Here is a 20,735-nt window from a genome sequence, read left to right as displayed (position 1 = left end):
AATAGTACATATGGAGAATATCATTATCAGAAAAGTAACGCAGAACGATATGGCGCAATTGCAACAAATCGGCCGGCAAACCTTTTACGAAACATTTTCGGCCGGAAATACCGAAGAAAATATGACTAAATATCTGGAAGAGGGTTTTACGACAGAAAAGCTCACCGCCGAATTGACTAATGAAGGCTCGTCATTTTATTTTGCAGTATTGGATGATAAGGTAATCGGGTATCTGAAACTGAATATCGGGCAATCGCAAACCGAGTTGCAGGACGACAAAGCACTGGAAATTGAACGGATCTATGTGATACAGGAATATCATGGCAAAAAAGTGGGGCAAATGCTTTATGAACAAGCGATGCAAATTGCAGCGCAGGTAAATGCCCACTACGTTTGGTTAGGTGTTTGGGAAGAAAACCAGAGAGCCATCAGCTTTTACACGAAAAATGGTTTTGTGGCGTTTGATAAGCATATTTTCAAACTGGGTGATGATGAACAAACAGATATCATGATGAAGAAAATTTTAAAATAAGACAGATGAATTTTAATATACAACCTACGTTAGAAAACGAAAAAGTAAAGATCCTGCCGTTGCAGCAGGAAGATTTCGACGCTTTATACGCCGTGGCATCAGATCCGGAAATATGGGAGCAGCATCCCAATAAAGACCGCTGGAGGAAAGAAGTATTCGAAGTATTCTTTGAAGGAGCCATGCAAAGCAAAGGGGCCTTTAAAATAGTGGATAAAGCCACCAGGAATATTATAGGAAGCACGCGGTTTTATGAACATAATGAGCAGGCAAACAGCATATTTATAGGTTATACGTTTTATGCCAAATCATATTGGGGAACGGGCGTTAACCATTTGGTAAAAGCTACCATGCTGGAATATATTTTCCAATTTGTTTCATCGGTTTACTTCCATATCGGGGTAAATAATCTCCGTTCACAAATTTCCATTGGCCGTATTGGGGCAAAAAAGATTGCCGAACAGGAAGTGATTTATTTTGGAGAAGCGCCCAGGCTGAATTTTGTGTATGAAATCAGCAGGGAGGCCTGGCAGGGACAAATGAAAACTACCGCCAGATAACGGGTTCTGCAAATTGGCACTCCGTTTGGAACTATAAGGTTATAAATAACAAGATCATGAAAAAGATATTGATTGTCACTTGTTTAGCTATAGCCGGTTTGTTTTATGGGAATACCGGTTCCGCACAGGTCGGGATAAATGTAAATGTGAATATTGGTAATCAGCCGCTTTGGGGTCCTGTTGGATACGATTATGCAGAATACTATTATCTGCCCGATGTGGATGCCTATTATTACGTGCCTGAACGGCGCTTTATATACCTGAACGGCGGAAGATGGATCTTCGCTCCATCACTGCCAGCCAGTTATCATTACGATTTAAACAGGGGTTATAAAGTGGTGGTGAATGAACCAAGGCCATACCTTCATCCGGATGTGTACCGCAATAAATACAAAAGGTATAAAGGTAATTATGGCAAACAGCAGATCATTCGTTATAGTAACGACGAAAAATATTATGTGGTAAAAGGACATCCAAAGAATGGAAAATATAAAGAAGGGAAAGGTAACAACGGAAAGGGCAACAATGGGAGAGGCAATAACGGAAAAGGTAACAACGGGAAAGGGCACGGTAAACATGACTAATTTTTCAGCATTATTCCGGCATCCATAAGGCAAACTGCCGCTACCCGGAAGGCCTCCAGGAACTTTGGCGTCGCCAGCAGGAAAGGAAAACTGATCCGGCGGGCCATCATTCCACAGCTGCATATTCATCACGACGGGTCGCTCGTTAACCGGCTAAACAAAGCCTTGATACAAACAAGCAGTGATAGTCTCCGCGGCCTCGAAGGATTCCGGGTAAACCGCTACACCGGAACGGAACAATTCTTCCCTCATCCACCAGTTGTTTCAAAATAAGGCCAGTTAAAAATACCAGCGCAAAGTTTACCGCCGCAGGGTGAGGCTTCCCACCTGGAAGTTACGGTAACGGCCGTACGTATTTGTTTCCCGGAGCGCCAGATTACCGGCCGGAGCAGCACCACCGTCATGCTCGACTTATACCAGCCTTTCAACGGTTTGGAACTGGAAGCCAATACACCAGGAAAAGGAACCCTGCTGATCATCTTGCAGGTAAGAAGTTTTAATGGAACCATTGCAACGGGTAACCGCCGTTTTTTTGCTGCAGATATAATAGCAGTATTGACACCTGCCGCCACCAAACCCAAGCGCCTGAAGGCTAACAGCATCCCTGATGTAAGAAAGCGATGGTCTCTTCAGCCGGAATCCATCAGCATCAGTTCCAGGCTCCAACACCCGGCGTCTCAACTGCAGCGGGAATGAAGCAACGCTGTTCTCTTCTCAAAAATAATTTTTTACGCAACGAAGGGCCGCTCTTCGCCAACCCCCATGCGCCTGCACATCAAATTGCCTGGTTCCCCATCTGCTTAAACATCACATACCTCCAAATACTCACAGAAACCTGTCATTTAAGCCTCCTTTCTCCCCGGTTTATTGAAAGCATCTCATCAAAAGAACACCTCCTGATCAAATCCACCTCAACGACATGTTAAAAGTACCTCTCCTCCATGTCTCTCCCTATTCCACAGTATTTCCCCGGCATTCCTAAAGTAAAAATCAAGCTAATCACTATAATCAGCGTAATCAGTGTTCCAAGACAATTTCCGGGCCGCCGAAGGCGACCCGGTCATCAGTTATCTACTCGTAATCTTTGTATTAATGGCACTGTGTACCTTTTCCAGTAACTCACCCCCTGAGAAGGGCTTCCTGATAAAATCGTCACCCGGACATTCTTCCATTAAGGAGTCGATATCTTCTGATGCGGAAATGATCAGTATCGGTATCTCCCTCGTGTCAGCATGTGATTTCAGGTGCTTGCATACTTCCAGTATACTATGGTCCGGTAAGTGACTGTTCAAAATAAACAGATCTGGTTTCTCAAATGACCCTTCCAATAATAATTTAGCATCATTCAAGAAAGAAATCTGGTAATGCTTCTTGAGCAATGATGATACAAGCAATTTTATATCAACATCGCTTTCTGTGATTAGGATCTTCCTGGTCATAGCAATACGATTTGATGTGCCCGTATCTTAAACCAATATCGCACCAAAATCGGGGATTAAACTTGTTACTGATTGTTTATCAATTATTTAAGGGTGATGATAATTTTATGTTTTTGGGTATTTTATGAAGATAATTTTCTACACTCCGAGGTGGAAACCGGGCGTTACCGGTACATGGATACCAGTTCCTGCATGCTCACCGCATGCGTATTAATAGCTATCTCCGTTTCGCCGGAGGCAACATGGCACACGTAGCCGGGCATGATGGGTACCGCGCTAAGCTGCCAGGTGTGCTGATGATAAAAAACCGAATTATTCATAACGTTAAGCAGGTGCAGTGCTTCATTCAAACCTGTGCCGGCGGCTTTTAATACCGCTTCCTTCCGGGTCCAGTAGCGGTAAAAGATTTCCGGTGATGCCGGATCGATACGGATAGCATCCCATTCTTCCGGGGTAAACTGCTGGTGAAAGTCTTCAACAGATAATAACGTGGGCTTTTCAATGTCAATACCCACATCTCCTTTACCGGCAACCGCACATACCACCATATTACCTGCATGGGAAATGTTGAAATCGGGTGCCCCTTTAATGAACGGCCGCCTGTGTACCGTGTATGCGATATCAGCCAGTGAATAACCGGGAAGGGCATATTGCAGCAGATGCTTGCCCAGCAAACCGGCATGGGCATCTTCCCAACGTTTGAACCGGTGTATGCTTGCCCTCATACCTTCCGGCAGAGCGGCCATCAGCCGGTTGAAAGTATCCGCGGGCAGGGGTGTATCATAACAACTGTAATAAACAGAGATAAGGGTCTTCGGCATTTTTTTATCAGGTTAAGAAAAACGCTCGCAGGTGCTGCACCCGCAATCTACTCCGCAATTTTCACATTTTTTTTGCAATTGCATTTAATATTTCTTGTTAAATTGGCCGCCGTTTAGGAAACATCGGATCACTATTCTCCACCGCTGTATGGAGAAGTAAATAGCTATTATTTCATCAGAATATAATTATTATTTATTAATCTTATGTTAGCAATGTCAGCAAGGAACAACCACTATCGCCGGCGGATTACGCTGAATCCGCATTCTCTTTTTTATTTTTTGCTTGTATCCGTTTTATTCGCTAAACAGGGAATTGCCCAGGGAAACAATCATTCATCACCACCTTTTACGGCAAGACTCATCAACATTGAAGCTGCTACCAACACCACGTTTACCTACAACACCCGGCTTCATAACGGATCTGCCGCATCCCGTGTCTATCAACTTTCTGCAAGCCTGCCCGCCGGGTGGAACTCCTCCTTCAAAGTAGAAGGCGTACAGGTAACATCGCTGAACATCGATTCAGAAAAGACCCAGGACATCACCCTGGAAATTAATCCGGCCATTGAAACAAAACCCGGCAAGTATAATATCCCCGTGCTGGCCATTACCGGAACAGATACCGCGAAGCTGGATCTCGAGGCGGTAGTAAAGGGAAGCTATGCCGTTACACTCACTACGCCATCAGGCAGGTTAAGCGATGAGGTCACCGAAGGAAACCGGAAAGAAATTCACCTGGTGGTGAAGAATACGGGCACTATTACACTCGACAACCTCGACCTCTCCGCACAGGCGCCCCCGCAATGGGAAGCGGCATTTGTTCCCTCCACCATTACCCGCCTGGAACCGGGAAAAGATGCGGAAGTTACCGCTACACTGAGCGTACCGGATAAAACACTCGCGGGTGATTATGTCACCAACTTCTCTGTTAAAAATACCAATGCCAACGCCAGTGCAGCTTTCCGTATGATGGTGAAAACATCTGCACTTACAGGATGGCTGGGTGTATTGGTGATAGTGGCAGCACTTGGCGCCGTTTATTACCTTATCCGTAAATATGGCAGGAGATAGCAGCTTATGGAACAACCAATTATTGAAATAAATGGGCTGACCAAATACTACGGCTCCCTGAAGGCCGTGGACAACCTCCATCTCACCATCGGGAAGGGCGAAATATTCGGACTGCTCGGACCTAATGGCGCGGGCAAGTCCACCACTATATTAATGCTCCTCGGCCTCACAGAACCCTCCGCAGGTGAAGCGCGCATCTGCGGATTAAACGCCTCCAGGAACCCGATCCCGGTAAAACGGAAAGTAGGGTATATGCCCGACAGTGTTGGGTTCTATAATGAACTCAGCGCATTGGAAAACCTCACCTACATAGGACGGCTCAATGGTATCCCTGAAACAGAAGTAACAGGCGTTGCCCGGAATATGCTGGAGGAGGTAGGTCTCGGTGCAGCCATACACAAGAAAACAGGCGCCTTTTCCCGCGGTATGAAACAGCGGCTCGGCCTGGCGGAAGTACTGATTAAACAACCGGAAGTGATCATCCTCGACGAACCCACGCTGGGTATTGATCCCACAGGTGTGAGGGATTTCCTGGAATTGATCAGGCAATTAAACCAACGCCAGGGCCTCACCATTTTGTTATCGTCACACCACCTGCACCAGGTGCAACAGGTGTGTAACCGTGTAGGCATATTCGTTGGCGGACACTTACTGGCAGAAGGTAATATTGAAACGCTGGCAGCCAACTTATTTAACACCGCACCCTATATGGTGCAGGTAACTATAAAAACGCCCGTCAACGATGCAGGCGCACTGGAGAAGGAACTCCTGCAAATGCCCGCCGTCAGTAAAGTAACAGCCGATGGAACCCTGGTGGAGATCTTCGGCCAGGAGAATATTACCCCCGACATTGTACGTTTCTTTGTGGGCAAAGGGATTGACGTTACCGGCGTACAACAGAAAAGCTATGGCCTCGATGAAATCTATCAACAATATTTTGAAAATAATTTAAAGGAAAATACATCCAATGAAAAGTCAGGTGGCTTATTTCAACGGTCTTTTTTCGGCAGGTTCAAAAAGCGTTGAGAAGAAAAACAGCGCAACGAATCCGTTTTTTGTGATGGTGCGCAAGGAAGTGGCCGATCAGATACACAGCTGGCGGTTTATCATTTTAGCCGGACTGATACTGCTTACTTTCCTTGGCTCCATGTATGTGTCCATGACCAATATCAGCAAAGCAGTTTCCAATGCCGGCGACCCCGACAGGTTGTTTTTATACCTGAAGCTGCTCACCACCACGGATGGTACGCTGCCTCCCTTCCACGTATTCGTGGGTTTCCTGGGGCCGTTGCTGGGTATTAGCCTGGGCTTTGATGCTATTAACTCTGAGCAATCCAACGGCACCCTGATCCGCCTGATGGCGCAACCGGTATACCGCGACTCCGTGATCAATGCAAAATTTGTAGCGTCATTGATAGTTGTCAGCACACTTTTCCTGTCATTGAACCTACTGATGATCGGCGGGGGCCTCATTATTACCGGCGTAGGAATTGAGCCCTCGGAGTTTGTACGTATCCTGTGTTTTGTGGTGTTAAGTGTGATCTATGTATCGTTCTGGCTTAACCTTTCCATCCTGTTGTCGGTAAAGTTCCGTCAAACGGCTACCTCCGCATTAACGGCCATCGCTATCTGGTTGTTCTTTACCGTCTTCTACCAGGTGTTGCTGAATATTATTGTGAAAGCATTCCTGCCGGACCCGGATGTATTAAGCCAGGACCAGTTGCTGGCCTATAACAGGATTATTTTAACCTTCCTGCGCTTTATACCAAGCCAGCTGTATACCGATGCTACTACCACGCTGCTGATGCCTTCTGTACGCAGCCTGGGGCCACTCACCATGGAGCAGATGGCCGGGGCCATTCCTTCGCCGCTGTCCGTGCGGGAAAGCCTGCTGGTGGTATGGCCACAGGTAAGCGGTTTGATTGCCGCCACCGTAGTATGCTTCGCGCTTTCCTATTATCTTTTTATGCGAAGGGAAATACGTACCTGAGCATCTGCTGTATTCCCCGCGTCACTCGTCCGTTCTGAAGGGTGATGCGGGCAACAGCTCCCGGTTATATAAATTAGGGTTCACCGGGTTATCAGACCATGCATAACGGACGTATTTGGGTGCACTGATCTCGTCGCTCCATACTGTCACTTTATTCCCTTCTATTTTCGCATTGGCCGGAACGAATTTCTTATCAGCGCCGGCAATCTCAAAGGTGGCTGGCGCCTCGCCGTCATTGGTGATCAGCCCACTGCCGTTATCAGTGAAGCTGATAACGATGCTGTTCTCCCTGGTAACAGCCGATTGGTAAAGCGGACCGCTGAAGGTAATATTTTCTTTGTAAGCCACTTTCATAGCGCCAAGAGCCAGGCGTTCACCTACGGCTTTTTTATTATCAGGATGAACGTCGTTCCACTCGCCCAGGTCAATCGCCACTGCCATCGCGGTATTGGGAACCGACAACGCCTTAGCTTGTGACTCCCTCATCATGGCCCAACTGCTTTCTGTTGGGAGGTAAGTGTAGTCCATAAATCCCGGGAGCTGCACATAAAGAAAGGGGAGAGGCCCCTGGTTCCATTTAGCTCTCCAGTCGCTGATCAGCGCCGGTAGCAGCTTTGCATACTGCCTGGGCTCACCGGCATTCGTCTCGCCCTGGTACCAGCAAAAACCTTTTATGGTATAATTGATTTCCGGGAACACCATCGCGTTATACAATGCAGCGGGTTGATTTTGCAGGTTGATATTCGGGGTAGTGCTTTCACGTGGTAAGGGCCTGAAAACGGCGCCCACTTTATACTGCCAGTCGCCTTTTAAATCAACAGTATCGGTACCGGAGAAAATGCAGTAAGGCTTATCCGGTACAAACCCTCCTTTGCCGGCGGTATTGGTAACACGCACCGCGAACAGGTTTTTGCCTGCTTTCAATACACCGGCCGGTACCTGGTACCGGCGTTGGGGGTACAGGTAAGTAGTGCGTCCCACCTGTTTGCCGTTGATGTAAAGTTCATCCGCATCCACAATCCGTCCCAGGAAAACTTTGGCAGGCTTGCCGGCCATCGCAGCAGGGAGTTCTATTTCCCTGCGATACCATACCACGCCATTTAAATCCTTAATGCCCTGGTCTTCCCAGTAGCCAGGAATATTAATCCTGCGCCATCCTTTCGGGATATACGCCTCGTCGTACCATTTATCGGTTCCTGCCAGTCCTGCGTCTGCCGGCGGTTTCACCGTATTTCCCGGTGGCCGTTTGAAGCTGTTGAGATAAGCGGTGTCTTTATTTTTATTCATTGTTGCTGTGGCTGCAGGGAATTCTTTCAGGCCTTCTTCACTCATCCATGCTTCAATCGGCGTTCCACCCACGCTGGCATTAATGATGCCTACAGGTACTTTGTATTTTTCGTAGATCTTTTTTGCGAAGAAATAGGCGACTGCAGAGAATGGCCTGGTATCTTCGCCTATGGCCGGTTTCCAGTAACCGGTGGGCAGGTCGGGGATGGGGCCGGACAAGCCGGTGCCACCCGGTACCAGGAACTGCCTGATCTGGGGGGAGTTCGCTTCCGCAATTTCGCGGGCATATATTACGTCATGAACATTGAGCTGATGCGCCATGTTCGACTGGCCACTGCAAAACCATACATCTCCAAACAGGATATCATGCAGGGTAATTTTGTTACCCGCAGTAATCTCCATGTTGTAAGGCCCACCGGCTTTAGTAGGCGGCAAATGCACTTCCCAGTTACCATTGGCATCTGCCTTCGCCTGGTATGTTCTGCCATTGAAACGGACCTGCACTTTTCCATGATTAGCAGCCCATCCCCACAACTTTATTTTTTCATCTCTTTGCAGGATCATACTGTCGCGGATAAGCCGGGGCAATTTCAACTGTGCGAACCCGCTGAATACAGCGAGCAGGAATAACTGGAGGAGGATTATCTTTTTCATATCAGGAACTTTAAAACGGGAAAGGGATATCGTTATTTATTAAAAATTGTTTCCGGCGGACCAAGATAGCTTTCTTTCAGATCTCCGAAATCGAGCACCAGTTGCTGCAGCACCACACCGCTGTTGACCATCCAGTATTTCAGCGTATGTTTACCGGTGGTGGAGAGCGTATGTTTGCTGGATTGGATGATGATATTGTCAGCTACCCACTTATTCCAGATGCTGGTGTAAGTAATGGCATCTTCCTTATTGATACTGATGATTTGCGGCGCTTCGTCATCAATGGATACCGCATATTGCAAACCATTTTTGTTGCTGTGAAAATTCAATGTGGGAGAGCAATAGGTGTTGATGGTAACTTCCCCTTTGCTGTAAGTATAAAAATCATATTCCACATGCGGTGCATTGCCAACAGGTTGCTGTTCTTTTGCGGTAACCGGAAAAGGCGTGATAGCGGAACCGGTTCTTCCATGATCAGGCAAAATCGTCCACGTAATACCATTTGAATGAATGGCCCTGGTAAAATGATCCGCTGCTATGGAAACGCCTTTTTCTTCTTCCTGGTAAAAAACGTTACCGGTAACACCGCCGGGAATGCTTGCACGCATCAGCTTGTGCATGCCCGGTACTTTTCTTTCCTCCGCTGAATCTGCCGGAAGATATTTCACGGCGGGCATTTTTTGTACCGGTGGTTGCTGCCAGTTGGTATAACCGATATGCGTTTGGTCCATCATATGGTTCCATTTCCGGTTGTTTAATTGATGATAAGCAACGGTGATCAGCGAGTCTTCCAGGTAGCATGCTTTTACCCGGTCGGCATAGGTATTGGCCGTTAGCTGTTTATTCTTAATAGCTTCTTTGTTGAGCGCTGCATAGTAATACATCTCATTCAAATTGGCGCATGCCTTCACCGGATGCAGCACTAACTGGAAGTAGGCGTCTTTATATGCAGCGGGTAACAAGCTATCTATGGCGCTGGCTTTTTTCAGCAGTTCGTTGTAATCTTTTACCACCGTTCTCCACTCATCATAGTTAAGCCGGTAAGTATTGGCATCCAGCAACTCGGGTTTCCTTCTGGCATTAAATTTTGTATAGGCAGCTATGATAGCTGCGATATCTTTTGCATAGGGTGTTCCAAACTGGGCTGCAGCCCATTGTCCGGTATATTGCTGAAGGTCGCCGGGGCCGGTCTTTTCCGGGTTCCAGGCATAATCCAGGAAGAAGGAGATGGGGAATTCCATTGGTTTGATATCTCCCACATTTACAATCCAGATCTGACGGGCATTAAATTCCCAGGCAAGGTGCATTTGCTCCCATACCCTGGTAATTGAATTGGTGTTAAGCCATTTGTAATTCCTGGGCGCCCCTACATAATCAAAATGATAATAGATGCCATAGCCGCCCTTGCGGCTTCTCTCTCCGGGTTTGGGTAGTTTCCGGATGTTGCCCCAGTTGTCGTCGCAAAGCAGCAGCGTTACATCATCCGGTACGTTCATTCCTTTGTCGTAGTAGTCCTGCACTTCTTTGTATAAGGCCCAGAGCTGCGGTGTTTCACTGGCAGGTTTGCCGGTTACATCGCTGATAATTTTTCTTTGATCAGCAACAATCCGTTCCAGCAAAGCCGTCGCTGTTTCTCTCGACATGGGCTCGTCGCCGTCGCCGCGCATGCCCACCGTTACTATTTTTTCATTGATAGCCCGCTGCAAGCCGGTGCGCCAGAAGGCTTTCAGTTTTGCGGCATTGCTGTCGTAATTCCATGGCCCTGTTCCATATCTTCTCCATTCATCGTGCGCCCTCATCAATGGTTCATGGTGGGAGGTGCCCATCACGATGCCATACTTTTCCGCCATCCGGATGTTTAACGAGTCATCATCATAAAACGCATTGCCCCACATGGCCGGCCAGAGATAATTGCCTTTCAGCCGGAGGATCAGTTCAAATACTTTTTCATAGAAGCGGTGATTAAAGCCGCCAAACTTTTCTTTGCTCCAGTTAGCCAGTGCGGGCGCTTCATCGTTTATAAAGATGCCGCGGTACTTCACTTTGGGTGCATCGCTGATCGTGATATGCTGCTTAACGAACAGCTGCGTTCTTTTTTTTACCGGCACATCTGCCCACCAGTACCAGGGCGATACGCCCAATTGCCGGGATATTTCAAATACGCCGTAAGCGGTTCCCCTGTTGTCGCTTCCCGCAATAATCAAACGGTTGGCAGTACTTTGTATAAGGTACCCTTCCCACTGGTTTTTCAGGGAGATGGGATGGATGTTCCCCGCTGCTGCAAGCGCACGTACCAGCGCGGATCTTTCATTGGAGCCGATAATGATCGCGGGGCCGGTGGGAATGGTCGCTGATATCGGCAGCTTTATGCCGGTGACCATCTCAATATCCCGCTGTAAGCAACTGGCCGATTGCAACACCGGCTGGCCGTCGTTCGGGTCCACGCAAATCACCGCGCGGGTCAGGGCAAATGCTGCTTTCGATGCATTATCAACAATGATCGATTGCGCATCACAGCAAATAGCCAGCAGGCTTGTTATTAAGAAAGATATTGTCCGTTTCATCGGCTAAGCGTTGTTAAAAACCAATACTGTTTCCACCATCTACAGGCAATATCACGCCTGTAATAAACTTTGCCGCATCGCTGGCAAGGAACCAGGCCGCCTCGCCGATGTCGGCTGGCTGTCCCATCGTCCCCATCGGTGTTCTGCCAAATACCTTTGCTTTTCTTTCCGGATCGCTGTCCAACGCTTTTGCCGTCATGTCGGAATAAATAAACCCGGGTGCGATGGCATTCACCCGTATGCCTTTGGGCGACAGCTCAACAGCCATTGCCCTGGTCATGCCGTCGATAGCCGTTTTACTGGCAGAATAGGCAATCACTTTTGGGATGCCATACTGGGCAGCCATGGAGCTGATGTTGATGATGCAGCCAGCCTGCTGCTGCAACATGTTTTTGACAACCTCACGGCTCATCGTGAAAACGGCTGTAAGATTGGTAAGGACTACCTGTTGAAACTCTTCATCTGTTACTTCCGTGAAATCCTTTTTCATGTTGGTGCCCGCGTTGTTCACCAGTATATCTATGGGGCCGTACTTGTCAATCACTGTTTGTATAAAACCGGGAATGGCCGAAAGGTCGGTTACGTCACAGTTGATAGCATGACAGTGCGCGCCGAGTTTTTGTTGGGCGGCATCCAGTCTTTCCTGGTTTCTTCCTGCAATCACCACTTCGATTCCCTGTTCCACGAACTTTTCGGCGATGGCCAGGCCAATCCCTGAACCGCCGCCTGTTACAATCGCTAATTTTCTTTTTGTTGATGTCATCTTCTTCGTTGATTTAATATGCTGTGGTTAAATACCCGGTGCAAACGGGAACCGCAGGCTTTTATAGTACTCCAGTGTTTTGCCTGGTTGTTCGTACGCCGCCGGTATGGGCATTTTGTTGAAGGTCTGAAAATACAATATACATGCATTTCTCCACCAGATCGCCTCTTCCTGCTGAATTTTCAGCAACATGGTTACCTGTTCAAATCTTTGTGGATCTACAAATGGCTGTAAACTTTTCCAGGTATCCTGCATTTTCCCGGCGCGTTCAGCCCCTTTATAATATTGATAACATAGTTCTTCCCATAGGCTGTTGCCGCTTTTCATCCGGAAATTCCAGGGCACATGATGGAACCACAACAGGTATTTTTCATCGCAGGTTTGCCTGGTTTCCCATTGCGCCCGCGCTGCCGGCTGGTATTGCGCAAGGGCATTGCTGCCGGTAGCAGTACGGTCAAAGCCTATGCCCGCGCTATCTGCCTTGTGATAATAAACGGGATTCCATTCCGGGCGCTGCTGGTTATTTACCCAGGGCGCAGGTCCGTAATGGTGGCTGGTACCCATAATATGATGCAGGCCCAGGGGATTGGAATATTGTACAATGATGTCGCGGCTTTCCAGCATCAGGCGGGAGGCGGCTTTCAGGAATGAAGGATTATTGGAGTAGGTCATCCGCAGCCATTCGTCTGCAACCTGTTCGCTGGACAAAGTATGATCCCACGCGAGGCGGCCAAGTGCATACCAGTTGGCCTGCGCAAACGGATGACCGCACCAGTTAATGTCATTGCCAATATTCGCCACACCGGCCATGCCTGTTAAGGAATGATTATCCAGGCTGCCGTCGATTACCTTAGCAACGGTACTGCCTTTGCCTTTAGCGTAGGTGTCGCTCTCCAGCGTTTCCTTAAACAACGGCGCCAGGAATACCAGGCTGGTAGCCTGACCCAGGTATTCCTGCGTTACCTGGAACTCCATCATCAAGGATGTTTTAGGCATGGCGCCAAACAAAGGATGAAAAGGTTCCCGCGGCATGAAATCAATCGCCCCGTTTTTCACCTGTACCAATACGTTTGACCGGAAGGTACCATCCAGTGGAACAAAATCATCATAGGCCTGCTTATGGCGGTCTAACGGGTTCTCGTGACTGTAAACAAATGCGCGCCAGATAACCACGCCTTTAAAAGGAGCGATGGCATCTGCGAGCATATTGGCGCCGTCGGCATGGGTGCGTTTGTAATCCTGCGGACCGGGTTGTCCTTCGCTGTTGGCCTTCACCAGGAAGCCGCCGAAGTCCGGCACATAGGTATATATTTCTTTTATTTTTTCCTGCCACCAGCGCTTAACGGACGTATCCAGCGGGTCGGCGGTTTTTAGTCCGCCGGTTTCCATAGGCGCGCTGAACCTGGCGGTGAGATATACTTTGATGCCATAAGGCCGGAGCACATCCGCCAATGCTTTTACTTTTTCCAGGTAAGGTTTGGTGAGCACAAGGGCATTCGCATTTACGTTGGTTACTACGGTACCATTAATGCCTATGGATGCATTGGCTCTTGCATAATCGATGTAACGCTGATCAATATAACCAGGCAGCGTATGCCAGTTCCATATAGAAGAACCCGCGTAGCCCCTTTCTACAGTCCGGTCCAGGTTATCCCAATGATTCAGCATCCGGAGCCGGATCTTCGGTGCGGAAATGATATTTAACTGCTGAATGGGTTGCTCCGTTTGCAGCAGGCGCAGGAAATGAAACGTGCCATACAGCACTCCTTTTTCCGAGTTGCCGCTGATGAGGATGCAACGTTTACCGTTCAGTATTTTAGAGATAATAACGAATCCTTCTTCACCGGCCTGTTGCAGCGGTATGGAAATCCCGGCGTTGCTGATCAGGGAAGAGGAGCGGGGAGTGCCAGCAATGATAGCGCCGTTGCGGTTAATGGCAGCGCCGTGAGGGATGGTGGTGTGCAGCAAACCCGACAAGCCTGCCGACAGTTCATTGCTTACAATATCCATTGTAGCGGATGATCTGCCGGTGATGATGGTGGTAATATTTTCGCGGTAGGATTGCAGCAATGTTTTATTTGCAACAGGTGTATATCTCAGCCAGAGATCATATCCGTTTTCTCCTTTTGTGATGAGAAAACAGCAGAGGCATCCTATCAATAACGTGAGTTTTTTCATACCGGCAATAACTATTTTATGTTGCTGATAAAGCTACCGGAATAGCTCATCATCATCGTGGAATAATTCTTTCATAACGGTTCCAAAATAACGCAAATAGCCGCTTTTTACGCACTATTTTAGCAATCGGTTGCGTAAATATCATAAAAAAAAACCTATTCAGGTAATTTTTTCAGGGAGGAAGCCCGGATCACCATTTCCGCGCGGAGTGTAATGGCATCGGTGGTATACAGGTTGCTGATCCCTTTAAGGTGGTTAATTAAATAGGTAGCGGCGGTATCCCCGATGCTGTTGCCGGAATAGTCCATGGTAGTGAGGTTGGGCTCAATCACCCGGCTGATGGGATCATTATTAAAGCCGGCGAAGGCAATATCCTCCGGGATACGCAGGCCGGCGGCTTTAAGGGCCAGCATGCAATATACGGCGGCCGTGTCGTTGGCGGAAAATACCGCATCCGGACGTTCGCCGGCGGGCAGGTCCAGGATATACCTGGCGGCATCTGTTCCTGCCTGTTCTGAAAGCGTGCTGGTTAAGTAAAGCTTTTTGCTGAAGGTGAGGTGGTGGTCGTGGAGCGCCTGCTTGTAGCCGTTCAGCCTTTCCTGGTAAACGTTCCGCAGCAAATTTCCTCCCAGGTGCATGATCCGTTTGCAGCCTTGTCCTATCAGGTGTTTGGTAATATTATAGGCCGCTTCCTGGTTATTGATGCCAACGGAGGTGCTTTCCTCATGAGGGAACACGCGGTCGAAGAACACGACCGGTATTTTTCGTTTGAAGAAGGGCTCCAGGTGGTTAATGTCCTGTGTATTGGAGGAAAGTGAGATGAGGAGTCCATCCACTCTTTTATTAAACATGGTAGCCGCATTGCGTTTTTCCTTCTCCACATCTTCCAGCGATTGCGCAATAATGAGGTTGTAACCATGCCGGTTGGCGGCATTTTCCATACCGGCCAATGCCGACGACATGAAGTGACTGTTCAGTCGCGGTACCAGTACGCCCAGCGTATGCGTATGCCTGCTTCTTAAACTACTCGCAAATGTATTGGATTGATAACCAAGCGATTTTGCAGCCTCTACGATCTTTTTCCGGGTGTTTTTGCTGATCATGGGATTGTTTTTCAACCCCCTGCTGACCGTGGCGGCAGAAACATTCAGGTATTTGGCTATGTCGTATATCGTTACTTCCCGGTCCTCTGACATTTTAGTACAGCTTGTTTCTCAAAGGAAATGAACTTTTTCTGAATAAAAAAATGCAATCGGTTACGTAAATCTGATTTTTTCTTATATTCGTTTCACAGAACAAACCCTGACCATCAGCCAGCGATCAATTTTTTTACGCAAAACGCCCGTTATGAAACAACTGAATGATCAACCAAAATCAAGAACTATAGCGCTCACCTTTTTGCGGGCGGCCCTGATCACTTTATAGCTTAATAAAAAGGAATAACCACGATAGACAAATTCCATCTCTTCCTTTTCTTCCATTTTTTTAATTGTCTAAACGACATTAATCGTTATGAAAAAAACTGAAAAATTAAAGCACAAACCGGGCATAGTCAGGCTGTCAATCAGCCGCATATTGACAATCGCTCTTTTTACCGCCTGTCTTTTAGCCAGGCCGCCCCTTTCATTGGCACAGGACAAAGCGATCCACGGACGCGTTACCGGCGATGGCGGCGACCCCGTTCTCGGCGCCTCCGTAGCCATAAAAGGCACTAACAAAGGACAAACCACTAATGCCAACGGTGAATTTTCTTTGGTAGCCGCCAAAGGTGCTGTCCTTATTATTTCCAGCATCGGGTACGCCAGCCAGGAAATCCGGGTGGAAGACAACACCACCATAAAAGTGCAACTCACCGCCGCTACAAAGGATATCGGAGAAGTAGTAGTAGTAGGATATGGAACGCAAAGAAAAAAGGACTTAACCGGCGCCGTTGCCAGCGTAAACCTGGAAACACTGCGTGAAGCGCCCAACACCAATATCGGTCAGTACCTGCAGGAACCGTGCCAGGGTTAAACGTAGGTATCGCTACCGTTGCCGGCGGCACCCCGCCCATTTCCATCAGGGGACGCGTAACACTCAACGGTAACCAGAATGTGCTGATCATTCTCGATGGTATTCAATACACCGGCTCCCTTTCTTACATCAACCCAGATGATATCGCTACCATTGATGTATTGAAAGATGCCAGCTCCACCGCGGTTTACGGCGCACAGGCATCTAACGGCGTGATACTGATTACTTCGCGGAAAGGAAAGATCAACCAGAAACCACGCATCGCATTTTCTACTTCCTATACCAACCAGTACCCAACCGTCGGCAACCTGAAACCATACGACCGCGAAGGATATCTTAACTATCTGAAAGAAGCATTTTACGATAAAGCTTACCTGGGTCCGGACTATACAACACCTAACCCCAACTTCAAAATTGAAGATGTAGCAGATAACAGTATCCGCAGCCCGCAAGGCGGACTGCTGCCCAATAACTACGATTGGTTTGGAGAAGGCACCAACACCGGCACCATCGGGGAAACTAACCTCAGCATCTCCGGCGGCGGCGACCGCGTTACCTATTTACTGTCCGGCAGCCTGGTAGAGCAGAAAGGTTTTATCATCAACGATAAGTTTAAAAGAAAATCTATCCGCGCCAACATCGAAACACGGCCTTTATCCTGGTGGAAAGTAGGCCTGCTGTCCTCCGCAGCCTTTATCAACCAGGATGGCGCAGAGCCGTCTTTCGGCAGCCTGCAACGTATGACGCCCCTCATCGTTCCATATGATACCTCCGGTAAACTGATACCGTTTCCTATGAATACGCTGGAGCCAAATCCATTCACCACCTATAACGTCGACGACTACGACAGAACAAACTACTATTTTGCCAATATCTACACGGATATAGATTTTCCGTTTTTGAAAGGACTCAACTACCGGATGAACTTTGGTAACAACTACCGCTTATCAAAACACTTTTTTTCCAGTATATATGATGCCGGACAAACAGGAAGAGCCTACAAAGAGTTCCAGGATTATTATGACTATACCTTTGATAATATTCTTACTTATTCCAAAACTTTTGGCAGTCATGATATCACCGCTACGTTATTATATGGCGCCGTAGGAAGAAAGTTCAACAGCACCCTTTCTGAAGCGAGAGGATTTCCGCGGCTGACACTTAGCTACAACAACCTTTCCCAGGGCAACATCCAGCTGGCACAGTCGGATGCATGGGAAGAAAACCTGGCTTACCAGATGGCGCGCGTCAACTATAAATTCCGGGATAAATACTTGCTGACCGCCATCCTGCGCCGCGATGGCTTTTCGGGATTTGCAAAGAATAATAAATACGGCACCTTCCCCGTACTGGCACTCGGCTGGATAGCATCAGAAGAAAATTTCATGAAGGGCGTAACGCCGTTTAACTACCTCAAACTACGCGCTGGTTACGGCGTAACAGGCAACCAGACATCGCGCTATACTTCTATCGCACGGGTAACCACCAGCGCCGCTTATGTGTATGGCGATGGCGGCACCACCGCATTTGGTCAGCAGGTAGCCTCCTTAGGAAACGATAACCTGAAGTGGGAACGCACAAAGGGAATGAATGTGGGCGTTGACTTTGCTGCCTTCAACAGCAGGCTGAGTGGCAGTTTAGACTATTACCGGAATAATACCTACGATTTGTTGTACAGCGTGGCTATCCCCGGCGTTACCGGCTTTAGCAATATTTACACGAATCTCGGCCAGATCCGTAATGCTGGCTTTGAAGCCGCTTTAAACTATAACGTCATAGATAAAAAGGATTTCAAATGGTCAGCCACCTTTAATTTCTCCGCTAACAATAACAAGATTGTTACGCTTACAGGCGTGGATGCCAACGGAGATGGCAAAGAAGACGACCTGGTGTCAAGTTCATTATTTGTGGGCAAGTCCATCAGGGCCATATACGACTACAAATTAGATGGGATCTATCAGCTCAATGATACGAGGATTCCAGGCTTCCCGGTAGGCTCGGTCAGGGTCGTAGATCAAAACAAAGACAATGATATTACCCAGCAGGCCGACAGGGTATTTCTCGGCCGGCAGGAGCCTGCCTATCGCATGAGCTTATTGCAGACTTTTTCCTACAAAGCTTTTACCCTCACCTTATTCCTGAATTCAGTGCAGGGCGGTAAAGATGGATACCTCGGCAATAACAACCCGTCGTTTTTCCGGGAAGACAATAGCATAAGAGTGAATAACCTGCAGGGCATCGACTTCTGGTCGCCCTCCAATCCAACGGGTAAATATCCAAGGAATATCTCCGGCTCCCGTGCGAAGATTGAACCTAACATGTACCAGGACCGGAGCTTTGTAAGACTGCAGGATGTATCGCTGTCCTATAACCTGGCCACCTCGCTGCTGAAGAAATTCAAGGCACAATCGATCAACCTGTACGTAAGCGGTAAAAACCTTTACACCTGGACCAACTGGGAAGGCTGGGACCCTGAAGCCAACGACAACGACGGTAATCCGATGGGATTGATCATCGGCGGAAGGCCCGTTCTGAGAGGTTTCACCGTAGGTCTGAGTATTGTTTATTAATCCACGTTGTAAAAATATTTTTATGAAGACATTATATCGGATATCACTCATATTAATGCTTTGTTCACCCGCGACTTCCTGTAAGCATGATTTCCTGGATGAAAAAGCGCTGTCGTTCCTCAGTACTTCCAATGCGTTTAAAACAACGGAAGATTTTGATGCATCAGTAAATAACCTGTACGGGTTGGTTAGAAGCGAGTTTTATACATCCAGCGACTGGCAGCCTATGCATTATCTATACAGAACAGATCTGGCCGTGAAAGTGGCGGTAGGTAGTAATCCTAATCTTTCTGCAGAATTTGGATCAAACGGGGTGCTCACCAATAACCACTGGAGCCAGCTGTATAAAATTGTGGCAGAAGCCAACACCATTATCAGCCGCATTCCTGCTTCGCAGCTGTCCGATGCCAACAAAGTAATGTTTGAAGCGAAGGCAAAGTTCTTCCGTGCATTGGGTTACAGAACGCTGGTATATTTATATGGCGGTGTGCCACTGGTGCTGAATGAAATAATAGGAGAGAAAACTGATTTTGTGAGGGCCACAAAGCAGGAAGTTTTGACGCAGATAACAGCCGACCTGAAATTTGCGGCTGCTAACCTGCCCGGGATAACAGCAGTGAAAGATGGTGAAGCATCCAACCTCGCTGCGCAGCACCTGCTGGCGGAAGTATGCCTCGCCAACGGTAAGTTCCAGGACGCGGTAACTGCGGCATCTGTAGTGATTGATGATCCCGCCACCGACCTGATGAAAACCCGGTTTGGTTCACGGTCAACCGTTACCCCCGGCGATGTATACTGGGACCTGTTCCAGGCAAAAAATCAAAACAGGAAAACTGCCAACAATACAGAAGCGATCTGGGTAGTGCAGCTTGAAACAGATGTGCAGGGAGGATCTGCCGTGTCCACCGCCATGGCGGGCAACTACCAGCTGGAGCGCGTACACGTGCCGTTGTACCGCGATATGCGGGTGAACGGAGTGGCATTGTTTCAATGGCCTATCGGCGATTATACCGGTGGCAGGGGTGTTGGTTTTTTACAGCCCTCAAAACATTTTGCGGATGAAGTATGGCAAAGTGATTTTAATAACGATATCCGGAATGCCAATCACAATTTCGTAAGAGAAGTGGTGGCTACCAACCCGGCAAGCCCGTTTTTCGGACAAAAAATTTCTACACAAAATCCTCCTCCGGGTGCTAACATCACTTTTCCTTCAAGGGTGTTTTATCCGTATCAGTCGAAGGCAACCACGCCGTTTAATCACCCCGCATCACTCTACGTGAATCCGGGTTCATCTGATCCTATCAAGAAGTATGAGTTGAAAGCCACGGCAGGCGGCACGTTTGCCGACCAGTATATTTTCCGGCTGGCTGAAACCTATTTGCTGAGAGCAGAAGCCTACCTTGGCCTGGGCAATGCCGGCGCCGCCGCAGCAGATATAAATGTAGTGCGCTCACGCGCCAATGCTTCACCGGTGCTGGCAGGAGATGTGACGATTGATTATATTCTGGATGAAAGATTAAGAGAGTTGGGAGTAGAAGAAAAACGGATGCTGACGCTGATGCGCTTAGGTAAACTGTATGACCGGGTGAAAAAGTATAATCCTTTTTACGGGGCGAATATGGAACCACGTTTTAACCTCTGGGCGATTCCACAGGGAGAAATTGAAAGAAACAGAAGCGCCGTACTGGAGCAAAATCCGGGTTACAATTAGT

At 48.0% G+C, this 20,735-nt stretch carries 17 protein-coding genes; 10 read left to right on the top strand and 7 right to left on the bottom strand.

The genetic code is table 11. From position 1 onward, the window contains the following. Positions 1-10: 10 nt before the first annotated feature. The 4 genes from QFZ48_RS30545 (at position 11) to QFZ48_RS30530 (ending at position 2,369) form a co-directional block, all read left to right on the top strand. Positions 11-532, top strand: a complete 522-nt coding sequence (locus QFZ48_RS30545; protein WP_429065245.1) for an N-acetyltransferase family protein — start codon at positions 11-13, stop codon at positions 530-532. 5 nt (positions 533-537) lie between these two features. Beyond that, the gene (locus QFZ48_RS30540; RefSeq protein WP_429046964.1) at positions 538-1,089 is read left to right on the top strand and encodes a GNAT family N-acetyltransferase; all 552 of its coding nucleotides are present in this window, start codon (positions 538-540) and stop codon (positions 1,087-1,089) included. Positions 1,090-1,145: 56 nt separating this feature from the next. Further along, positions 1,146-1,673: a hypothetical protein gene (locus tag QFZ48_RS30535; RefSeq protein WP_429065243.1), complete on the top strand. Its 528-nt coding sequence runs from the start codon at positions 1,146-1,148 to the stop codon at positions 1,671-1,673. A 402-nt stretch (positions 1,674-2,075) separates the two neighbouring features. Next, entirely contained in the window at positions 2,076-2,369 is a 294-nt protein-coding gene (locus QFZ48_RS30530; protein ID WP_429065241.1) for a hypothetical protein, read from the top strand. A 371-nt stretch (positions 2,370-2,740) separates the two neighbouring features. Here the strand turns inward: QFZ48_RS30530 and QFZ48_RS30525 are convergent, their stop codons facing one another. Both QFZ48_RS30525 and QFZ48_RS30520 read right to left on the bottom strand, forming a co-directional pair. Beyond that, complete coding sequence (locus QFZ48_RS30525) at positions 2,741-3,112, bottom strand: response regulator (RefSeq protein ID WP_429065240.1); 372 nt, start codon at positions 3,110-3,112, stop codon at positions 2,741-2,743. Positions 3,113-3,276: 164 nt separating this feature from the next. Further along, complete coding sequence (locus tag QFZ48_RS30520) at positions 3,277-3,933, bottom strand: 4'-phosphopantetheinyl transferase family protein (RefSeq protein WP_429065239.1); 657 nt, start codon at positions 3,931-3,933, stop codon at positions 3,277-3,279. A 213-nt stretch (positions 3,934-4,146) separates the two neighbouring features. Between QFZ48_RS30520 and QFZ48_RS30515 the strand changes: the two genes are divergently transcribed. Genes QFZ48_RS30515 through QFZ48_RS30505 form a run of 3 tightly spaced genes read left to right on the top strand, consistent with a single transcriptional unit; the run spans position 4,147 to position 6,994 of the window. Next, positions 4,147-5,004: an NEW3 domain-containing protein gene (locus tag QFZ48_RS30515; RefSeq protein WP_370912890.1), complete on the top strand. Its 858-nt coding sequence runs from the start codon at positions 4,147-4,149 to the stop codon at positions 5,002-5,004. 6 nt (positions 5,005-5,010) lie between these two features. After that, complete coding sequence (locus QFZ48_RS30510) at positions 5,011-6,030, top strand: ABC transporter ATP-binding protein (RefSeq protein ID WP_429065237.1); 1,020 nt, start codon at positions 5,011-5,013, stop codon at positions 6,028-6,030. Then, complete coding sequence (locus tag QFZ48_RS30505; protein ID WP_429065235.1) at positions 5,972-6,994, top strand: ABC transporter permease; 1,023 nt, start codon at positions 5,972-5,974, stop codon at positions 6,992-6,994. Before QFZ48_RS30510 ends, QFZ48_RS30505 begins: the two co-directional genes overlap by 59 nt. A gap of 21 nt (positions 6,995-7,015) precedes the next feature. Here the strand turns inward: QFZ48_RS30505 and QFZ48_RS30500 are convergent, their stop codons facing one another. The 5 genes from QFZ48_RS30500 to QFZ48_RS30480 form a co-directional block, all read right to left on the bottom strand. Further along, the gene (locus QFZ48_RS30500; protein ID WP_429065233.1) at positions 7,016-8,935 is read right to left on the bottom strand and encodes a sialate O-acetylesterase; all 1,920 of its coding nucleotides are present in this window, start codon (positions 8,933-8,935) and stop codon (positions 7,016-7,018) included. 32 nt (positions 8,936-8,967) lie between these two features. Continuing rightward, the gene (locus tag QFZ48_RS30495; protein WP_429065231.1) at positions 8,968-11,499 is read right to left on the bottom strand and encodes a glycosyl hydrolase 115 family protein; all 2,532 of its coding nucleotides are present in this window, start codon (positions 11,497-11,499) and stop codon (positions 8,968-8,970) included. 13 nt (positions 11,500-11,512) lie between these two features. Further along, complete coding sequence (locus QFZ48_RS30490; protein WP_429046974.1) at positions 11,513-12,262, bottom strand: SDR family NAD(P)-dependent oxidoreductase; 750 nt, start codon at positions 12,260-12,262, stop codon at positions 11,513-11,515. A gap of 27 nt (positions 12,263-12,289) precedes the next feature. After that, on the bottom strand, positions 12,290-14,440 hold the full coding sequence (locus QFZ48_RS30485; protein WP_429065229.1) for an alpha-glucuronidase family glycosyl hydrolase: 2,151 nt from the start codon (positions 14,438-14,440) through the stop codon (positions 12,290-12,292). A gap of 155 nt (positions 14,441-14,595) precedes the next feature. After that, positions 14,596-15,636, bottom strand: a complete 1,041-nt coding sequence (locus tag QFZ48_RS30480) for a LacI family DNA-binding transcriptional regulator (RefSeq protein ID WP_429065227.1) — start codon at positions 15,634-15,636, stop codon at positions 14,596-14,598. 316 nt (positions 15,637-15,952) lie between these two features. On the opposite strand from QFZ48_RS30480, the gene QFZ48_RS30475 reads away from it, so the two are divergent. Genes QFZ48_RS30475 through QFZ48_RS30465 form a run of 3 tightly spaced genes read left to right on the top strand, consistent with a single transcriptional unit; the run spans position 15,953 to position 20,734 of the window. Beyond that, positions 15,953-16,453, top strand: a complete 501-nt coding sequence (locus QFZ48_RS30475; protein WP_429065226.1) for a carboxypeptidase-like regulatory domain-containing protein — start codon at positions 15,953-15,955, stop codon at positions 16,451-16,453. After that, positions 16,441-19,023 (top strand): SusC/RagA family TonB-linked outer membrane protein, encoded by a 2,583-nt coding sequence (locus tag QFZ48_RS30470; protein ID WP_429065225.1) that lies wholly within the window; start codon positions 16,441-16,443, stop codon positions 19,021-19,023. Before QFZ48_RS30475 ends, QFZ48_RS30470 begins: the two co-directional genes overlap by 13 nt. A gap of 22 nt (positions 19,024-19,045) precedes the next feature. After that, positions 19,046-20,734: a RagB/SusD family nutrient uptake outer membrane protein gene (locus tag QFZ48_RS30465; RefSeq protein WP_429065223.1), complete on the top strand. Its 1,689-nt coding sequence runs from the start codon at positions 19,046-19,048 to the stop codon at positions 20,732-20,734. Position 20,735: the final 1 nt, after the last annotated feature.

Source organism: Chitinophaga sp. W2I13, from assembly GCF_050434005.1.
Classification (GTDB): Bacteria; Bacteroidota; Bacteroidia; order Chitinophagales; family Chitinophagaceae; genus Chitinophaga.
This window is presented reverse-complemented; position numbering and strand designations above follow the sequence as displayed.